Here is a 17376-nt window from a genome sequence, read left to right on the forward strand (position 1 = left end):
ATCGGCGCCAGATACATCAGACATGCAGACCGATATTTTGGATAAAGCTCCCATTGCTGAGGTAAAAATATTTCACGGCGGGGGAGTCGATTGCGGCGGCGGGCCAGGTCATAGACCAAGGCCAGACAGTAGGGCCCCTTCGCGAGCAAGTCGGGTAGCGAAGTGGCCCGCACAAGCACCGATCAACCCGGAGTAAGACACTCCGGCCCATTCAGCTTCGGATCATTCACCATGTTCGCCAGCACCCGCTCGCGTAATGCCGTGGGCTCACTGGCAAGCAACGCCTGCAGCCCATGCAGCGGTGTCTCGGGATTGAGCCACGCCTCCTGCCCCGCTGCATCGAGAATCAACGGCCGACGCTGACTCGCCGCCGGCTGGGTGATCACCGCCGTGCTCAGCCACACCTGTTCCTGCACCGGATAGGCCTCCCAGATCGCCGCAAAAAACAGCGCCGAGCCCTCTGCCGGGGTCAGCCAGTACGGGCGTTTGCGGGTGGTGCCGCGCCATTCGTAGAAACCGTTGGCCGGTAGCAGACAGCGGCGCACACGCAAGGCCTCGCGGAACATCGGCTGTTCGGCCACGGTTTCGGCGCGGGCATGGGCCGGGGTCCGGGACAGGTCCGTCAGCCACGGCGGGGTCAGCCCCCAACGGGCACGGGCCAACTCACGCTGGCCATCACTGCCGGCGCGCAGCATCAACACCGAATCGTTGGGAGAAATATTCCACTGGGCCTGTTGATCGACAGGGAAACCCGGCAAAGCCGCGAAGGCGGCGTTCCAGCGAAACAAGGCATAACGTCCACACATGGGGCAGCACAACTCTGGATAAAACGAACACCAGCCTAACAGACCAGTGTGCCGGGAAAACTCTCCGGTTCATCGCCGGACAGTGGCAGCGCCGCATTGTACGCAGTGATCAGTTCCCTGGCGTAGGCAGCCTGATCGTTATCGACCGACAGCCCCAGCAGACCGAAGATCGGCAACTCGCCGCTGCCCCCGACCAAATCCCGTCCCACCAGATGCGCCTCGATGCCCTCGCTGGCCAGCATGCCTTGCAGCAACTCCCCTTCCATCAGGTTTTCCGGCTCGTAGATTCGCTGCATGGCGTGCCCCTTTTCATTCGTTTTCGCTGTGAACTTCGAGCAACCATTCCTGCCCATCGGTCTGCAGGACAAACGTAATGGGGCGGCAACACACCGGGCAATCTTCGATATACGTCTGATCGCCGCCTGACAAATCCAGCACAGCTTCAGCCTCTTCACCACAATACGGACATTCGTAGCGCTCGGTTTCCAGCATCGCGGTCTCCCGGGTAACTTGTGCGTATAATCGCCGGTCTATTTGCAGGGCTATTTTTGTCTGGCTGCCTATTCAGACCATGTCCCGTTGGTTTTTCGATCAAAACCTTTACTTACCCTAGCCGTTTCCAACAAGAGAGCATGATGGGCGAATTCGATGCCATCCGACCTTACGACGATAGCGAAGTCCCGGCAGTGCTGAACCGGCTGCTTGGTGACAAGGCGTTTCTAGATATCCTAATCCACTTCCGCTTCCCGCGTTATGCCGGAGCCTTCGGCTGGATGCTCAAACCTCTTATAGCTCATCGGCTGCGCCGTGAGTTCGCCGGCGTCAATTCGGTGGCCACATTGCAGGACAAAGTCGAGTTCTATGTCGACCACACCATCGAGCGGGCCACCGACGGCGTGACATACACCGGCGTCGAGCAGTTCAAGTCCGGCAGTGCCTATCTGTTCATCGCCAATCACCGCGATATCGTGATGGACCCGGCGTTCGTCAACTATGCGGTGTACCACGCCGGCCTACCGACACCCCGCATCGCGATTGGCGACAACCTGCTGCAAAAGCCCTTCGTCAGTGACCTGATGCGCCTGAACAAGAGTTTCATCGTGCACCGTTCGATCAGCGGTCGGCGCGAGAAGATGGCGGCCTACCAACTGCTGTCGGCTTACATCAACCACTCGATCCGTAATGATTGCGCCTCGATCTGGATCGCCCAGGCCGAAGGTCGGGCCAAGGACGGGGACGATCGCACCGAATCGGCGATCCTCAAGATGTTCCACATGAGCCGCAAGGACGAGCCGTTCGGCGAAGTCATCCGTTCGCTGAACGTCACTCCGGTGTCGATCAGCTACGAGTACGACCCGTGCGATCAGGCCAAGGCCCGCGAGCTGTTCATCCGCGCCACCACTGGCAGCTACACCAAAGTGCCGGGCGAGGACGACGTGAGCATCGCCAAGGGCATCACCGGCTACAAGGGCCGCGTCCATGTGAACTTCGCCGCGCCGATCACGCAGCTGTTCGAAGACACCAAGCAACTGGCGATCGAAATGGACAAGCAGATTCTCGGCGGCTACCGGTTATTCCCGGTGCATTACCTGGCGTATGCGCAGTGGAAAGACGCCGACCCGCAATTGCAGGTGCCCAAAGCCACCGAAGTGTTTGCGACCGATGAATTGGTCAAGGCGCAGGAGGAATGGCAGCGACGCCTGGAGGCATGCCCGGAGGAACATCGCCCGTACCTGGTGCTGCAATATGCGATGCCGGTGCGTAACCAGTATCGGGTCAAGGCGGGATTGCCTTTGTAAGATGATGGCTGGATACGACAACGGCGCCCTCGGGCGCCGTTTTCTTTATCCGGGATCTTGTGCTTTAACGATCTAGACCTGTGTGCTGATCCACGACACCAGCAGCGCCAATCCCAGGCAAGCAAAGCCGAAGCGGTAGAAAAACCGGTTCATGCGCAAGGTCGCCCAATCCAGATCGGGTTCTGCGCCGGGATGACGCTGGCGTTGCGCCTCGATGCTCGCCAACGCACGCTGCTCACGACGCCGGGTCGCATGCAGCAACCAGCTGCCAGGGAAGGCAAACAGCAAGGCCAGCAGGTTGATCAACTTGGCGGGATGGGCGGTAAACAGCGTCATCAAATGCAGCGACATCACGAACCTCGGAAAAATCAGCTGAGGCAGGCGCCGGACCGACGACCGCGGGGCGGATTCTACCGAAAGCCTCCCCTGCCGCGGTGCCCCATGCGACAAATAAATCACCATTTGGCAGATTGCTGTTCAGCGCCAGCCTGTCGTCCGCTACCCGCCGAATCCAACACCGCCCCCCTGTAGGAGCTGGCTTGCCAGCGAAGGCGATCTCAAGATCACCGCAAAATCCAGCGTCCCCTTCGCCAGCAAGCCGGCTCCTACGGTGAATAGGGAGTGTCAGTCAGCATCATTGCTGGCTGTGACGACGCCTTCGCTGGCAAGCCAGCTCCTACAGGGGGGCGGCTCACATCATTCGTTGAGAATCTGCCCAATCGACGGATCCTTGAACAGACGCGTCAACGCATCGCTCAGCACATCGCTGACCAGCTTGGTATTAGTTTCCTGATTCGGCGCCATACCGAAACGCTGGTCCAGGGACGCACCGTAGCGGCCGCTGTAACGGCGGTTGGCGTTCTGCACATCGGAGCGGAAGGTCGCGCCAATGGTCGCCTCCGTCACGTACATGCCTTCCTTGGGCGATTGGTATTTAAGCTCCGCCAGGGTCACGGTGATTTGCGGCGCATTCATCGCGTTGGCCGTAGGGGTAAAGCCCAGCAAACGCACGGCCGCTTCGGCCTGGGCCTGCAATTTCGGCAGAATCTGCGCGCCCTGCACGGTGATCGCGCTGGTCTCGGGATACAAGCCACCGCGGGTGCCCAGAGTTGGCGACGGACGACCGTCCACCACGCGCACCACCACCGGCTGGCCGCGGCCGACCGGCGCCAGCTGCGTCGTCAGCTTGGGTTCCGGGTTCAGTTGTTGCGGGCTGTGGGCGCAGCCGACCAGGGTCAGACTGGTCACAGTCATCAAACCGAACAACAGGCGTTGCAACATGCTCTTTTCTCCAGAATTCAGGCACAAACAAGCCAGCAGTATAGCGGTGCGCCACTGCAGCGAACCAGCGCAAAACCATTAAGGAAAAGTCTGACAGATCTTTCAGACAGCGATACCTGTCACTCGCCTGTCATCACTCATACACTTTCACGTCACGATTCAATGCCAATCTTCACAGCAGTCCTCCAGGGTATTTCGCCATGCGCTATCTCATTTCGCTGTTCGCGTCACGTCCGCTGCACCGCTGCTTCGCCCTGCTCGACCGCAATGGCCATTGCCAGGCATTCAAGTAGTGCAGCCTGCAGCCCATGGGCGACGGCTGGGTCGAAATCGAAGAAATCCGTCTCAACTGGTTGCACCATCCACTGCCCGCCAGCGCCCGCATCAGCCAGCGCCAACCCCGCGCGCGGGCTCAACATCTGGTGACCACCTGGCCGAACGCCTAATAAAACTCATCAAACTCGACCATTTCCCTGCGTTTCTTCGCTACAATCTCCCCCCGATTATAAGGACGTCTCCTGATCGGGCCTCGCAGCATCGTCAATGCCCAGGCATTGGCATCCCCGCACCGCCCACAGAGAGCCGCCCACACAGATCGAGTGAAGCTGGCGCGCTTGCTGTCCCTTGAGCAAAACCCCCACTTTTCGCGAATCTGCAGAGCTGTCGTTACGCTCGGTCACTGAGCTGTTTGCCCGTTTTGACTGTCATGTATTACATGACGGCCATCCATCCGGGCCCGGTGCCAGGCTGGGACAGCCCTTTTTGAGGTTCACGTCTTCAAAAGAGCGTGAAAAAAACGGGTTTTCACAACTTCACAAGAGTGTGGCGAGCAAATGAATAGTTTTGCGTCTGAATATGCACCATTAGCGTCTGAAACAGCCCAACGACACAGGACCGAGTATTCCTCGAACACCGGAGCCTGAAGCCTGTCCGCTACGGATTTGGTTGCACAAACGGATGTATCGACCATAAGTCGAATTGCCAACCGCGTGTCGAAGTGAGTTCATGACTCTTTTTGACCCGGCCGGTAGCGTCCGTCGAAGTTGCGAAAAATTGCGAAGATTCGGACGTGGCGATCCTGCCATGGTACTTGGGGCATCACTGACACGCCCCGGAACACCTGGCAGCCATGCCGACAATTTGGTGCTGCAGATTTTGGAGACGCGTTAAATGGCGCATAACGAAGCAGTCGACGTAGTACTGGTTGGGGCTGGCATCATGAGTGCCACCCTGGCTGTACTGCTCAAAGAGCTCGACCCCGCGATCAAGCTGGAAGTCGTCGAGCTGATGGATTCCGGTGCCGCGGAGAGTTCCAATCCATGGAACAACGCCGGGACCGGTCACGCCGGGCTGTGCGAGCTCAACTACACGCCGCAGGCCGCGGACGGCACCGTCGACATCAAGAAAGCCGTGCACATCAATACCCAGTTCGAGGTGTCGAAGCAGTTCTGGACCTACCTGACCAAAAAAGGCACCTTCGGCTCGTCCAGGACCTTCATCAGTCCGGTGCCGCACCTGAGCTTCGTCCAGGGTGACGCTGGCGTTTCCTTCCTCAAGGAACGCTTCGAGGTGATGAGCAGGCACCACGCCTTCGCGGACATGGAATACACCGAAGACAAGGCCACCATGGCCGAGTGGATGCCGCTGATGATGCCAGGCCGGCCGACCGACGAAGTCGTCGCCGCCACCCGCGTCATCAATGGCACCGACGTCAATTTCGGGGCCCTGACCAATCAATTGCTCACGCACCTGACCAGCGCACCCGATGCCCAGGTCAAGTACTGCAAGCGCGTCACCGGCCTCAAGCGTAACAACGGTGGCTGGACGGTCAGCATCAAGGACGTCAACAGCGGCAACACCCGTGAAGTCGATGCCAAATTCGTCTTCCTCGGCGCCGGGGGCGCGGCATTGCCGCTGCTGCAGGCTTCGGGCATCGAAGAAAGCAAAGGCTTCGGCGGCTTCCCGATCAGTGGCCAGTGGCTGCGTTGCGACAACCCGGAAGTGGTCAAGCACCACCAGGCGAAGGTCTACAGCCAGGCTGCGGTCGGTTCGCCGCCGATGTCGGTGCCGCACCTCGACACCCGTGTGGTCGACGGCAAGAAGTCTCTGCTGTTCGGGCCTTACGCCGGTTTTACCACCAAGTTCCTCAAGCACGGTTCCTTCATGGACCTGCCGATGTCGGTTCGCGCCGGCAACATCGGCCCGATGCTGGCCGTGGCGAAAAACAACATGGACCTGACCAAGTACCTGGTCAGCGAAGTCATGCAGTCGATGGAGCAGCGCCTGGAATCCTTGCGTCGCTTCTACCCTCAGGCGAAAGCCGAGGACTGGCGCCTGGAAGTGGCCGGCCAACGGGTGCAGATCATCAAGAAAGACCCGAAGAAGGGCGGCGTCCTGCAGTTCGGTACCGAACTGGTCGCAGCCAAGGATGGATCCCTTGCTGCTCTGCTCGGTGCTTCGCCAGGTGCTTCGGTGACGGTTTCGATCATGCTTGAACTGATCGAAAAATGCTTCCCGAACAAGACCTCCGGCGAATGGGCTGCCAAGCTGGCGGAAATCTTCCCGGCCCGGGAAAAGGTTCTGGAAACCGATGCTGCGCTGTATCGCAAGATCAACGCGCAGAACAACATCGCACTGGAACTGGTTGAAGCCAGCAGCGAGACCGAAAGCTACGCTTGATTCGGTCCCATGAAGAACGCCCCGTTTTCATTGAAAACGGGGCGTTTTTTATGGGCGGTGAAATTAATGGCTCTAAGATCTTCGGTGTCAGTTACACCGCCTTCGCGAGCACAATCACCACCCCAGTCAGGGCAATAATTAACCGCGAACCTTGGCGATCAACTCGATGTACTCGGCCGCATTGCGCTGATCCTTGATCAGGGCAACGAAGTCATTGCCGTGCTCATCCTTGCCATCCAGCTCATAACCGGCTTCGACGAAGAACGTCAGAAAACGCTCGAAATCATCGATGCGCAGGCCGCGATAAGCCTTGATCAGCTTGTGCAGCGACGGCGAAGTGGCGTCGACCGGCTCAAAATCGAGGAACAGCTTGATCTGCGCATCGCCGATCTCGTCACCAATCACTTGCTTCTTATCTTTACGCATTGCCGACTCCAGCTCGCAGACATTTCACGGGGCGGGCAGTTTACCCCTCACAGGGCGCCAGGCTCAACGCGGACGAACGCTACCGGTGTGCAGATCGGCCCAGACATGGCCGTTGGCGTAGCTGAGGAACTGGCAATACACCGTATCGTTGCGCAACAGGTCGATCACCACCCGGTACTGGGCCATCGGGTAAAACAGCGTCAGGGTTTTGCTCTTGTCGTCGTAGACCGGCTTTTTCAGGCTCTTGCTTTCGCCATCGAAGTTGACCAGTACCTGGTTGATGGCCGCGCCCTTGTTCAAGGATTTGCCCTTGAGGCGGATCAGCAAGGGGGAAGTGACCGGAATCGGCTGCTGGTTGGACTGGCGCTGACTGCCGACAACCACCGAATACTCGGTGACCTGCAGCAGTTGTTGCTGCTCGGGAGCCGCGTCACGCAGGGACAGGTCATTCGGGGGCAGGAACTGCGCGTGCATCGGTGCAGGGGCTGCGGCCAGGGGCAAACTGAGGGCCAGCAACAGGCCGGCACAGCTGCGGATCAAAAAGCTCATGACAGGCTCCGGAGGGCGGGGCCGAGCACTCTAGCATGAGTGTATGGCAATAGAGGGTGAACACAGAACCCTGTAGGAGCTGGCTTGCCAGCGAAGGCGGTATGGCAGCTGTACTGATGCTGGCTGACCTGACGCCTTCGCTGGCAAGCCAGCTCCTACAGGGGTAAAGCTCAATCGAACTGCGCGCGCATCCACACCTGATATTCGACAACCTCCGGCTCGCCTTCGCGCGGCGCCCCTTTGATCAAGAAAGCTCGGTGTGGTTATGTTTTTACATGCCTTTAACAGCAAAAATCCCGTTGGCGTTGCGCCAGTAGCCTTTGTAGTCCATGCCGTAACCGAAGATGTAACGGTCGATGCACGGCAGGCCGACGAAATCGGCCTTCAGGTCCGGGCGGGCCTTGCGATCGTGGTCCTTGTCGATCAGCACGGCGGTGTGCACTTTGCGCGCGCCGGCGTGTTTGCAGAAGTCGATGATCGCGCCCAGGGTGTGACCTTCGTCGAGGATGTCATCGATGATCAGCACGTCACGGTCGATGAAGGAGACTTCCGGCTTGGCTTTCCAGAACAGGTCGCCGCCGCTGGTTTCGTTGCGATAACGGGTGGCGTGCAGGTAGGACGCTTCCAGCGGGAATTGCAAATGCGTGAGCAGCTTGCCGGCGAAAATCAGCCCGCCATTCATCACGCAGAACACCACCGGATTGCTCTCGGCCAACTGGTCGTTGATGTGTGCACCGACGCGGGCGATGGCCGCCTCGACTTCAGCTTCGGTGTACAGGCAGTCAGCCTCTCGCATGATTTGACGGATATGCTCGAGATCAGCGGACATGGCGCTCTCCTGGGGGGTGGTAACGGGGGGCTAAGTGAGGAAAAGCGGGCAAAGGTACGCATCAAGCGAGGCCAGATCAAGCCTTTGTGGACTAACGTACTTGATGTCTATAGGACAACACCCTCGGATAGATTAATCTAGGCCGGTTTTTTTGCCCGCCGCCGGAGCCTTTCCCATGCCCATCCTCGAGATCCGCCATCCGCTGATCCGTCATAAACTCGGCCTTATGCGCCGCGCCGACATCAGCACCAAGAATTTCCGTGAGCTCGCCCAGGAAGTCGGCGCCCTGCTGACCTACGAAGCCACCAAAGACCTGCCGCTGGAAACCTACGATATCGAAGGTTGGGCCGGCACCGTGTCGGTGGAGAAAATCGCCGGCAAGAAAATTACCGTGGTCCCGATCCTGCGCGCCGGTATCGGCATGCTCGAAGGCGTGCTCAGCCTGATCCCTGGCGCCAAAGTCAGCGCCGTTGGCGTGGCCCGTAACGAACAGACCTTGCAGGCTCATACCTACCTGGAAAAGCTGGTGCCGGAAATCGACGAACGCCTGGCGATGATCATCGACCCGATGCTCGCCACCGGCAGCTCCATGGTCGCCACCATCGACCTGCTGAAGAAGGCCGGTTGCCGCGACATCCGCGCCATGGTCCTGGTCGCCGCGCCGGAAGGCATCGCCGCCGTGGAGAAGGCTCACCCCGACGTGACCATCTACACCGCATCCATCGATGAAAAATTGAATGAACATGGTTACATCATCCCAGGCCTGGGCGATGCCGGCGACAAGATCTTCGGTACCAAGCAGAAGGACGCGTGACCATGCAGGATGAGTTCAACGATCCGCTCTGGCGCACGGTGCTGTCTGGTGCGCAGATGCTGTTCGTGGCGTTCGGGGCGCTGGTGTTGATGCCGCTGATTACCGGCCTCGATCCGAACGTGGCACTGTTCACCGCAGGCCTTGGGACGATTCTGTTCCAGATCGTCACCGGGCGTCAGGTGCCCGTGTTCCTGGCGTCGAGTTTTGCCTTTATCACCCCGATCATTCTCGCCAAGGGCCAATTCGGCCTTGCGGCGACCATGGGCGGCGTGATGGCGGCAGGCTTCGTCTACACCTTCCTCGGCCTGGCCGTGAAAATCAAAGGCACCGGTTTCATCGACCGTTTGCTGCCCCCGGTGGTGATTGGACCGGTGATCATCTCCATCGGCCTGGCCATGGCGCCGATTGCCGCGAACATGGCGATGGGCAAGTCGGGCGACGGCGCTGAGCTGATTCATTACCAGACGGCAATGTTGATTTCGATGCCGGCGTTGCTGACCACCCTGATCGTCGCAGTGTTCGGCAAAGGCATTTTTCGCCTGGTGCCGATCATCTCCGGCGTGCTGGTGGGCTTTGCGATGGCGTTCTATTTCGGCGTGGTCGATACCGCGAAGATCGCCGCCGCTCCGTGGTTTGCAATTCCGCACTTCACCGCGCCGGAATTCAACTGGCAAGCGATTCTGTTCATCGTTCCGGTGGCGTTGGCCCCGGCCATCGAGCATATCGGTGGCGTCATTGCCGTGGGCAGCGTGACCGGTCGCGATTACCTGAAGAAGCCCGGCCTGCACCGCACGTTACTCGGTGACGGGATAGCGACCACCGCAGCCGGCCTGTTCGGTGGTCCACCCAACACCACGTACGCCGAAGTGACGGGCGCGGTGATGCTGACCAAAAACTACAACCCGAAAATCATGACCTGGGCAGCGATCTTCGCCATCAGCCTGGCGTTCGTCGGCAAATTCGGTGCGCTGTTGCAAAGCATCCCGGTGCCGGTGATGGGCGGGATTCTGTGCCTGTTGTTCGGCTCGATCGCAGCGGTGGGGATGAACACGCTGATCCGCCACAAAATCGACCTGGCCGAGGCGCGCAATCTGGTGATTGTCTCGGTGACCCTGGTATTCGGCATTGGCGGCGTGCTGGTCGGTACCGGCACGGGCCCGGACGACTTCGGCCTCAAGGGCATCGCGCTGTGCGCGGTGACGGCGATTGCGCTGAACCTGTTGTTGCCGGGCAATGACAGCTGGAAGCACAAGAAGGCGGGTGAGACGTTGTTGTAAGCCACGGATTTTTGTTGCTGCTTATGACGCCTTCGCCGGCAAGCCGGCTCCTACAGGATTGTGTCGATCACGCGACCTGTGTAGGAGCCGGCTTGCCGGCGAAGCTTTTAAAGCGCCAGCGGCGCTCGCTCGCATAAGACGCTCAACGCCCGCGCCCAGTGCGGATCATCGTTGAGGCACTGCACCAGCACCAACTCCTCTCCCCCTGCCTCGCGAAACTGCTCTTTGCCGCGATCACCAATCTCTTCCAGCGTCTCGATGCAATCGGCGACAAACGCCGGACACATCACCAGCACTTTCTTCACACCCATTCCAGCCAACTCATCAAGGCGCGCTTCGGTGTAGGGTTCGATCCATTTGGCCCGGCCCAGACGCGACTGGAACGACACCGACCACTTGCCGTCCGGCAAGCCCATGCGTCTGGCAAACTCCGCCGCCGTACGCAGGCACTGAGCGCGGTAACAGGTCGCGACCACTTCCGGTGACGCATTGGCGCAACAATCGCCGCCGCCCTCGAAACAGTGGCCTGGGTTGAGTTTCTTCAGGTGCCGCTCGGGCAAGCCATGGAAACTCAACAACAAGTGATCGAAATCCTGCTGCAGACGAGGCCTGGCACTGGCTACCAGCGCGTCCAGGTATTCCGGCTGGTCGTAGAACGGCTGAAGAATGGAAAACTGAACATCGAGCTTGTGCTCACGCACGACCCGCTTGGCTTCTTCTATCACCGTAGTCACCGTGCTGTCGGCGAATTGCGGGTACAGAGGAGCCAAAGTGATACGTTTGATCCCCTGCCCTGCCATGCGCACCAGCGTCGACTCGATTGACGGCGCGCCGTAGCGCATCGCCAGTTCCACCGGGCCGTGGGTCCATTGCGCGGTCATGGCCTGTTGCAGCCGACGGCTGAGCACCACCAGCGGCGAGCCTTCCTCCCACCAGATCGAAGCGTAGGCGTGGGCCGACTGCTCCGGGCGCCTGAACAGGATCAGCGACACCAGTAACCGTCGTACCGGCCATGGCAAGTCGATCACATAAGGGTCCATCAGAAATTGATTGAGGTAACTGCGCACATCGGCCACCGAGGTGGAAGCAGGCGAGCCCAGGTTGACCAGAAGCAATGCGTGATCGGTCATGCAACGTCCTATTTCAAAGGCGGCTGGACAAATCGTCCAGAGCCGCGCGCAAATCAGTGAAGCGAAAGGTGAATCCCGCTTGCAGCAAGCGAGCCGGTACGGCCTTCTGGCCACCCAGCAACAGCAATGACAACTCGCCCAGACATACTTTTAACGCCAGGGCCGGCATCGGCATGAACGACGGGCGATGCAGCACGCTGCCCAACGTCTTGGCGAACTCACTATTGCGCACCGGCTGGGGCGCGCAGGCATTATAAGGACCGCTGGCGTCACTGCGATGCAGAAGAAAATCGATCAGGGCGATTTGATCGTTGATGTGGATCCACGGCATCCACTGTCGACCGTTGCCGATCGGCCCGCCCAGTCCCAGTTTGAACGGCAGCAGCAACCGCGACAAAAAGCCGCCCTCGGCCGACAGCACCAGCCCGGTACGAACAAGAACCACGCGAATGCCCAAGGCCTCGGCACGCTGCGCGGTCTCCTCCCAGGCTATGCATAGCTGACTGGCGAAATCATCGATGACCGGGGGCGATTCCTCGGTCAATTCACGTTCGCCACCATCGCCGTACCAGCCGATAGCGGAGCCCGAGATCAATACCTGCGGTTTCTGCTCGCGGCTTTCGAGCCAGGCCAGCATCGTTTCGGTCAGTGTGATCCGGCTGCTCCAGAGCAGCGCCTTGCGCTTGGTGGTCCATGGCCGGTCGGCAATCGGTGCACCCGCCAGATTGATGATGGCATCCACCGTTTCCTGCCCGAGGTCTTCGAACAGTGCGACGCCACGCACCTGAGCACCGCAAATTTTTGCGACTTTTTCCGGCGTGCGGCTCAAGACTGTCAAACGATGACCCTGACTCAACCAGTGTCGGCAGAGCTGACGCCCTATCAAACCAGTACCGCCGGTCAGCAATATGTGCATGACTTCTTCCTCGCGTGGCGTTTTACCCTGATCACTAGTCTATTTTTATAAGCAGGGATCTTTGGTATCGAGCAGGTCTGTGTTTAACAATAGGCCAAGCTGTCAGATCGAGAACGCTAAAAGTTATACCAAAAAACAATATTGTACAGGTTTAATCCACGGCGTAGTCTGTACAGAAAGGTAAACGAGGCCCCTATGACTGTACCTATCGCAATCATCGGCACCGGCATCGCCGGACTATCAGCCGCCCAGGCCCTTACGGAGGCCGGGCATGTCGTTCAACTCTTCGATAAGAGCCGCGGCAGCGGCGGACGCATGTCGAGCAAGCGCAGCGATGCGGGTGCCCTGGACTTGGGCGCGCAATATTTCACCGCCCGCGATCGCCGCTTCGTCACGGAAGTCCAGCGTTGGCAAACCAATGGCTGGGTCGCCGAGTGGACGCCGCAGCTGTATACCTACCACGGCGGACAGCTCAACCTGTCGCCGGACGAACAGACCCGCTGGGTCGGTACGCCCCGCATGAGCGCCATCACCCGCGGTCTGCTTGGCGATCTGGAAGTGCAGTTCGCCTGCCGGATCACCGAGGTCTATCGCGGCGAAGAGCACTGGCACCTGCAGGATGCCGAAGGCTTCACCCACGGCCCGTTCGGCCATGTGGTGATCGCCACGCCAGCGCCACAGGCCACCGCATTGCTGGCCTCCGCGCCGAAGCTCGCAGGGGCCGCCGCCGGGGTGAAGATGGACCCGACCTGGGCTGTCGCATTGGCTTTCGAAACGCCGCTGGAGACGCCCATGGAAGGTTGCTTCGTGCAGGACAGCCCGCTCGACTGGCTGGCCCGCAACCGCAGCAAACCCGGGCGCGATAACACCCTGGATACTTGGGTCCTGCATGCTACCAGTGCCTGGAGCCGCCAGCATATCGACCTGTCCAAGGAAGCGGTGATCGAGCAATTGCATGGCGCGTTCGCCGAATTGCTGCATGACGCCATGCCCGCTCCAACCTTCAGCCTGGCCCATCGCTGGCTCTACGCCCGCCCCGCCACCAGCCACGAATGGGGCGTGCTGGCCGATGCCGACCTGGGCCTTTATGCGTGCGGCGACTGGTGTCTGTCCGGGCGGGTCGAAGGTGCCTGGCTCAGCGGTCAGGAAGCTGCCAAGCGATTGCACGCGCACCTGCAGTAAACAGTTTTTGATGTCTGTAGTAGCTGACTTATCGGATTGCCGCACCGCAGCGAAGGTGTGCTGAAGAACACCGCATGGCTTGAATCCTTTCGCCGGCAAGCCGGCTCCTACAGGTGATGTCTTCGCAGGACCATTGGGGTCAGCATGGAAAACTTGTACAAATAATTTGACTTGTACACCTTTGAATCTATGATGAAGTCATGTTGTACAGAATAGCGATTCTGTACAAGTCTGGATTCGAGGTGCCCCGATGCCCCATCCCTCCGTAAAACTTAAAATCGCTATCAGCGCCTGCCTGATGGGTGCCGAGGTGCGCTTCAACGGCGGGCACAAGCAATCGCGGCTGTGCAGCCAGACCCTCGCCGACTATTTCGATTTCGTCCCGGTGTGTCCGGAAGTCGCCATCGGCCTCGGCATTCCGCGCCAACCCATCCGCCTGGTGGGTAGCCCCGAGCAACCCGATGCCGTCGGCACAGTCGATTCCGCGATCAACGTCACTCGGCCTCTGGCTGACTATGGCCGGCAAATGGCGGCCGAGCTCAGCGATGTCTGCGGCTACATCTTCATGCAGAAATCGCCCTCATGCGGACTGGAGCGGGTCAAGGTCTACCACGCCAACGGGGCGCCAGTGGACGGCGGTGGTCGCGGTATCTACGCCCAGGCTTTTTGCGCCCTGCATCCGGATTTGCCAGTGGAAGAAGACGGGCGACTCAACGACCCGGTGTTGCGGGAAAACTTCCTGACCCGGGTATTCGCCTACAGCGCCTGGCAACAGTTGCGGCAAGCAGGCCTGACCCGCCATGGCCTCACGGACTTTCACTCGCGCTACAAATACTTGCTGATGGCCCACAACCCGGTGCAATACAAAACCTTGGGCAATCTGCTGGGCAACATGGGCCGGACCGATCCCGGCGAACTGGGGCCACGCTATTTCAGCGAACTGATGGCCGCCTTGAAAAAATGCGCCACGCGCCGCACCCACACTAATGTCTTGCAGCACATCAGTGGCTACCTGAAACAAGCGATCAGCGCTGAAGACAAGCAGGAAATGCAGCACGTCATCGGCCAGTACCGTCAAGGCATCGTGCCCCTGGTGGTGCCGCTGACGCTGCTCAAACACTATTTTCGCCAGCATCCGGATCCCTACATCGCGCAGCAGGTTTACCTGCAACCGCATCCGGAAAACCTCAGCCTGCGAAACGCGATCTGATGAAAACCCCACTCGACACCGGCGCCAGCGCAGAGATGGGCGCCGACTTCGCAAAGGCTCTCGATGAGGGCTGGCTGCCCATCCGCGAGGTGGCCCGCCAGACCGGTGTCAACGCCGTGACCTTGCGCGCCTGGGAGCGGCGTTATGGCCTGATCGTGCCGCAACGAACGCCCAAGGGGCATCGGCTGTTCCGCGCCGAACATGTTCAACGCATTCTGACGATTCTTACCTGGCTCGATCGCGGCGTTGCCGTCAGCCAGGTCAAGCAACTGCTCGACACCCCCCAGGCCTTTACCGAATCGGTCGAAAACGATTGGCATGTGCTGCGCCACGCACTGCTGCACGCGGTGACTCAACTGAGCGAGCGCACCCTCGATGACACCGTCAACCAAGCCATGGCGCTGTATCCGCCGCGAATCGTGTGCGAGCAATTGCTGATGCCGTTGCTGGCGGAGCTGGAACAACGCTGGCAAGGCCAGTTCGGCGCGCAGATGGAGCGAGTGTTTTTCTTTTCCTGGCTACGCAGCAAGTTCGGCGCCCGCATCTACCATAACAACCGGCAGTTGCGCAGCGCGCCGCTGCTGTTGATCAATCACTCGGACTTGCCGCTGGAACCGCACCTGTGGCTCACCGCCTGGTTGATCAGCAGCGCCGATTGCCCGGTAGAGGTGTTCGACTGGCCACTGCCTGCCGGCGAACTCGCACTGGCGGTCGATCACCTGAAAGCACGCGGCGTACTGCTGTATTCCAGCAAAGCCATGAACCTTTCGCAGCTGACGAAACTTTTGAATAGCGTCAGTTGCCCAAAAATGATTGCAGGACCCACGGTGTGCATCCACCACACCGAATTGTCCGCAAGAGCCACCGAAATTGCTGACGTATTCCTGGCCATCGATCCGTTATCGGCTCACCAGGATCTGGTCCAGCGCGGGCTCATTTAATTATTATCCATGGACATCACCATCCAATTGATCTGGCTGCGCAGCGACTTGCGCGTACATGACAACACCGCCCTCTCGGCCGCCGCAGCGCGGGGTCCGTGCGTGGCCGTGTATCTGCTGAGCCCCGAACAATGGCGGGAGCACGACGATGCGCCGTGCAAAGTGGATTTCTGGCTGCGCAACCTGAGCGAATCAAGCCGCGCACTGAACGAACTGAACATTCCCTTGCTGATCCGCCGGGCACCACGCTGGGATGACGCTCCGACTGTTTTGCTCGAGCTTTGTCAGCAGTTGGCGATTGAAGCCGTTCACGTCAACGAGGAATACGGCATTCATGAAACCCGTCGGGACCTGGCGGTGGCTGACGCGCTGAAGACCCGGGGTATCGGGTTTTACAGTTATCTCGACCAGTTGTTGTTCAAACCCGGGAGTGTCCTGACCAGGACCGGCACGTATTTCCAGGTGTTCAGCCAGTTCCGCAAGGTGTGCCATGAACGCCTGCAACATGCGTTGCCGGGTCTGGTGTACGCCCCGAGGGTGCAAGCGCCATTGAGCATCGAACCGGACAAGATCCCCGTAAACATCGAGGGTTTCGAAACGCCCGGCGACAGCTTGCGCGCCCTCTGGCCGGCCGGTGAAAGCGAAGCCCGGCGCCGCCTCGAGACTTTCACCGATGCACAGATCGACTACTACCAAAGCGAGCGGGACTTCCCTGCCAAACTCGGCACCAGTCAGCTGTCGGCCTACCTCGCGGCCGGCGTGATATCCCCGCGCCAATGCCTGCATGCAGCCCTGCAAAGCAATCAGGGTGAGTTCGCAAGCGGCAAGGTGGGCGCCGTTACCTGGATCAACGAATTGTTGTGGCGCGAGTTTTACAAACATATTCTGGTGGGCTACCCACGGGTGTCCCGTCACCGCGCCTTCCGTCCGGAAACCGAAGCCCTGGCCTGGCGCGATGCGCCTGAAGAACTCCTGGCCTGGCAGCAAGCCCGCACCGGCCTGCCCATCATCGATGCGGCCATGCGCCAATTGCTTGAAACCGGCTGGATGCACAACCGTCTGCGGATGGTAGTGGCGATGTTTCTGACCAAGAACCTGCTGATCGACTGGCGCGAAGGCGAACGCTTTTTCATGCGCCACCTGATCGATGGCGACCTTGCGGCAAACAACGGCGGCTGGCAGTGGAGTTCATCCACCGGCACCGATTCCGCCCCGTATTTCCGGATTTTCAACCCGTTGAGCCAGTCGGAAAAATTTGATGCCGAGGGCGTATTCATCAAGCACTGGCTGCCGGAACTGGCCGATTTGAACCCAAAAGACGTGCACAATCCGGCAAACCTCGGCGGGCTGTTTGGTGGCGTGGACTACCCGTCCCCCATCGTCGACCTGGGCACGTCCCGCGCGCGCGCACTGGCTGCGTTCAAGAATCTGCCGTCGCGACAGAATGCAGGGGCTGGGGATGAGTAATCTGCGGCGCGACAAGGTCTATTGTCACTGGGATTTCTTCGATGCCAGGGCACAGTTTTATGAACATCTT

At 59.7% G+C, this 17376-nt stretch carries 18 protein-coding genes and 1 pseudogene; 9 read left to right on the forward strand and 10 right to left on the reverse strand.

Features of this window, described 5'->3' with window-relative positions; genetic code table 11:
* Positions 1-182 precede the first annotated feature (182 nt).
* The 3 genes from J2W17_RS21680 to J2W17_RS21690 are packed head-to-tail and all read right to left on the reverse strand — an operon-like array spanning position 183 to position 1298.
* Complete coding sequence (locus J2W17_RS21680; protein WP_307339031.1) at positions 183-806, reverse strand: SOS response-associated peptidase; 624 nt, start codon at positions 804-806, stop codon at positions 183-185.
* 35 nt (positions 807-841) lie between these two features.
* Positions 842-1102, reverse strand: coding sequence for a putative signal transducing protein (locus tag J2W17_RS21685; protein ID WP_307339034.1), 261 nt, complete (start codon positions 1100-1102; stop codon positions 842-844).
* 13 nt (positions 1103-1115) lie between these two features.
* The gene (locus J2W17_RS21690) at positions 1116-1298 is read right to left on the reverse strand and encodes a CPXCG motif-containing cysteine-rich protein (RefSeq protein WP_008153387.1); all 183 of its coding nucleotides are present in this window, start codon (positions 1296-1298) and stop codon (positions 1116-1118) included.
* A gap of 140 nt (positions 1299-1438) precedes the next feature.
* Between J2W17_RS21690 and J2W17_RS21695 the strand changes: the two genes are divergently transcribed.
* Positions 1439-2605: a 1-acyl-sn-glycerol-3-phosphate acyltransferase gene (locus J2W17_RS21695; RefSeq protein ID WP_307339038.1), complete on the forward strand. Its 1167-nt coding sequence runs from the start codon at positions 1439-1441 to the stop codon at positions 2603-2605.
* 72 nt (positions 2606-2677) lie between these two features.
* On the opposite strand, the gene J2W17_RS21700 is transcribed toward J2W17_RS21695, so the two are convergent.
* Complete coding sequence (locus J2W17_RS21700; RefSeq protein WP_307339040.1) at positions 2678-2956, reverse strand: hypothetical protein; 279 nt, start codon at positions 2954-2956, stop codon at positions 2678-2680.
* Between the two features lie 345 nt (positions 2957-3301).
* Entirely contained in the window at positions 3302-3886 is a 585-nt protein-coding gene (locus J2W17_RS21705; protein WP_307339043.1) for a YajG family lipoprotein, read from the reverse strand.
* A gap of 200 nt (positions 3887-4086) precedes the next feature.
* On the opposite strand from J2W17_RS21705, the pseudogene J2W17_RS21710 reads away from it, so the two are divergent.
* Positions 4087-4332, forward strand: a pseudogene (locus J2W17_RS21710) (hypothetical protein).
* 724 nt (positions 4333-5056) lie between these two features.
* Complete coding sequence (gene mqo, locus J2W17_RS21715; RefSeq protein WP_307339046.1) at positions 5057-6565, forward strand: malate dehydrogenase (quinone); 1509 nt, start codon at positions 5057-5059, stop codon at positions 6563-6565.
* Between the two features lie 138 nt (positions 6566-6703).
* Here mqo and J2W17_RS21720 read toward each other — a convergent pair whose 3' ends face one another.
* From J2W17_RS21720 to J2W17_RS21730, 3 genes are all read right to left on the reverse strand, one after another.
* Positions 6704-6991 (reverse strand): PA4642 family protein, encoded by a 288-nt coding sequence (locus J2W17_RS21720; protein WP_307339049.1) that lies wholly within the window; start codon positions 6989-6991, stop codon positions 6704-6706.
* A gap of 63 nt (positions 6992-7054) precedes the next feature.
* A complete protein-coding gene (locus tag J2W17_RS21725) occupies positions 7055-7540 on the reverse strand; it encodes a hypothetical protein (RefSeq protein ID WP_307339053.1) in 486 nt (161 codons plus the stop codon).
* A 271-nt stretch (positions 7541-7811) separates the two neighbouring features.
* On the reverse strand, positions 7812-8369 hold the full coding sequence (locus J2W17_RS21730) for a hypoxanthine-guanine phosphoribosyltransferase (RefSeq protein WP_064675926.1): 558 nt from the start codon (positions 8367-8369) through the stop codon (positions 7812-7814).
* A 175-nt stretch (positions 8370-8544) separates the two neighbouring features.
* Here J2W17_RS21730 and upp point away from each other — a divergent pair, with 175 nt between their 5' ends.
* Together upp and J2W17_RS21740 are read left to right on the forward strand one after the other, a co-directional pair.
* Positions 8545-9183 (forward strand): uracil phosphoribosyltransferase, encoded by a 639-nt coding sequence (gene upp, locus J2W17_RS21735; protein WP_307339056.1) that lies wholly within the window; start codon positions 8545-8547, stop codon positions 9181-9183.
* Between the two features lie 2 nt (positions 9184-9185).
* The gene (locus tag J2W17_RS21740; RefSeq protein ID WP_307339059.1) at positions 9186-10460 is read left to right on the forward strand and encodes a uracil-xanthine permease family protein; all 1275 of its coding nucleotides are present in this window, start codon (positions 9186-9188) and stop codon (positions 10458-10460) included.
* A gap of 107 nt (positions 10461-10567) precedes the next feature.
* Here J2W17_RS21740 and hemH read toward each other — a convergent pair whose 3' ends face one another.
* Positions 10568-11590: a ferrochelatase gene (gene hemH, locus J2W17_RS21745; protein WP_307339062.1), complete on the reverse strand. Its 1023-nt coding sequence runs from the start codon at positions 11588-11590 to the stop codon at positions 10568-10570.
* A gap of 13 nt (positions 11591-11603) precedes the next feature.
* Complete coding sequence (locus tag J2W17_RS21750) at positions 11604-12506, reverse strand: TIGR01777 family oxidoreductase (protein WP_307339065.1); 903 nt, start codon at positions 12504-12506, stop codon at positions 11604-11606.
* A gap of 195 nt (positions 12507-12701) precedes the next feature.
* Between J2W17_RS21750 and J2W17_RS21755 the strand changes: the two genes are divergently transcribed.
* The 4 genes from J2W17_RS21755 (at position 12702) to phrB (ending at position 17306) form a co-directional block, all read left to right on the forward strand.
* The gene (locus J2W17_RS21755; RefSeq protein ID WP_307339068.1) at positions 12702-13688 is read left to right on the forward strand and encodes an NAD(P)/FAD-dependent oxidoreductase; all 987 of its coding nucleotides are present in this window, start codon (positions 12702-12704) and stop codon (positions 13686-13688) included.
* A gap of 250 nt (positions 13689-13938) precedes the next feature.
* Positions 13939-14898: a YbgA family protein gene (locus tag J2W17_RS21760; RefSeq protein ID WP_307339070.1), complete on the forward strand. Its 960-nt coding sequence runs from the start codon at positions 13939-13941 to the stop codon at positions 14896-14898.
* A complete protein-coding gene (locus J2W17_RS21765; RefSeq protein WP_307339074.1) occupies positions 14898-15839 on the forward strand; it encodes a MerR family transcriptional regulator in 942 nt (313 codons plus the stop codon). Before J2W17_RS21760 ends, J2W17_RS21765 begins: the two co-directional genes overlap by 1 nt.
* Before the next feature lie 21 nt (positions 15840-15860).
* Positions 15861-17306 carry a deoxyribodipyrimidine photo-lyase gene (gene phrB, locus J2W17_RS21770; protein ID WP_307339297.1) on the forward strand — a complete coding sequence of 482 codons (1446 nt, stop codon included), beginning with the start codon at positions 15861-15863 and terminating at the stop codon, positions 17304-17306.
* The last annotated feature ends 70 nt before the right edge of the window (positions 17307-17376 follow it).

This window comes from Pseudomonas lini (assembly GCF_030812475.1).
Taxonomy (GTDB): domain Bacteria; phylum Pseudomonadota; class Gammaproteobacteria; order Pseudomonadales; family Pseudomonadaceae; genus Aquipseudomonas; species Aquipseudomonas lini_A.

What these genes read in the sequence shown, in the direction of transcription:
- J2W17_RS21680 (WP_307339031.1), bottom strand. Translation starts at nt 806, where the DNA reads ATGTGTGGACGTTATGCCTTGTTTCGCTGGAACGCCGCCTTCGCGGCT.
- J2W17_RS21685 (WP_307339034.1), bottom strand. Translation starts at nt 1,102, where the DNA reads ATGCAGCGAATCTACGAGCCGGAAAACCTGATGGAAGGGGAGTTGCTG.
- J2W17_RS21690 (WP_008153387.1), bottom strand. Translation starts at nt 1,298, where the DNA reads ATGCTGGAAACCGAGCGCTACGAATGTCCGTATTGTGGTGAAGAGGCT.
- J2W17_RS21695 (WP_307339038.1), top strand. Translation starts at nt 1,439, where the DNA reads ATGATGGGCGAATTCGATGCCATCCGACCTTACGACGATAGCGAAGTC.
- J2W17_RS21700 (WP_307339040.1), bottom strand. Translation starts at nt 2,956, where the DNA reads ATGTCGCTGCATTTGATGACGCTGTTTACCGCCCATCCCGCCAAGTTG.
- J2W17_RS21705 (WP_307339043.1), bottom strand. Translation starts at nt 3,886, where the DNA reads ATGTTGCAACGCCTGTTGTTCGGTTTGATGACTGTGACCAGTCTGACC.
- mqo (WP_307339046.1), top strand. Translation starts at nt 5,057, where the DNA reads ATGGCGCATAACGAAGCAGTCGACGTAGTACTGGTTGGGGCTGGCATC.
- J2W17_RS21720 (WP_307339049.1), bottom strand. Translation starts at nt 6,991, where the DNA reads ATGCGTAAAGATAAGAAGCAAGTGATTGGTGACGAGATCGGCGATGCG.
- J2W17_RS21725 (WP_307339053.1), bottom strand. Translation starts at nt 7,540, where the DNA reads ATGAGCTTTTTGATCCGCAGCTGTGCCGGCCTGTTGCTGGCCCTCAGT.
- J2W17_RS21730 (WP_064675926.1), bottom strand. Translation starts at nt 8,369, where the DNA reads ATGTCCGCTGATCTCGAGCATATCCGTCAAATCATGCGAGAGGCTGAC.
- upp (WP_307339056.1), top strand. Translation starts at nt 8,545, where the DNA reads ATGCCCATCCTCGAGATCCGCCATCCGCTGATCCGTCATAAACTCGGC.
- J2W17_RS21740 (WP_307339059.1), top strand. Translation starts at nt 9,186, where the DNA reads ATGCAGGATGAGTTCAACGATCCGCTCTGGCGCACGGTGCTGTCTGGT.
- hemH (WP_307339062.1), bottom strand. Translation starts at nt 11,590, where the DNA reads ATGACCGATCACGCATTGCTTCTGGTCAACCTGGGCTCGCCTGCTTCC.
- J2W17_RS21750 (WP_307339065.1), bottom strand. Translation starts at nt 12,506, where the DNA reads ATGCACATATTGCTGACCGGCGGTACTGGTTTGATAGGGCGTCAGCTC.
- J2W17_RS21755 (WP_307339068.1), top strand. Translation starts at nt 12,702, where the DNA reads ATGACTGTACCTATCGCAATCATCGGCACCGGCATCGCCGGACTATCA.
- J2W17_RS21760 (WP_307339070.1), top strand. Translation starts at nt 13,939, where the DNA reads ATGCCCCATCCCTCCGTAAAACTTAAAATCGCTATCAGCGCCTGCCTG.
- J2W17_RS21765 (WP_307339074.1), top strand. Translation starts at nt 14,898, where the DNA reads ATGAAAACCCCACTCGACACCGGCGCCAGCGCAGAGATGGGCGCCGAC.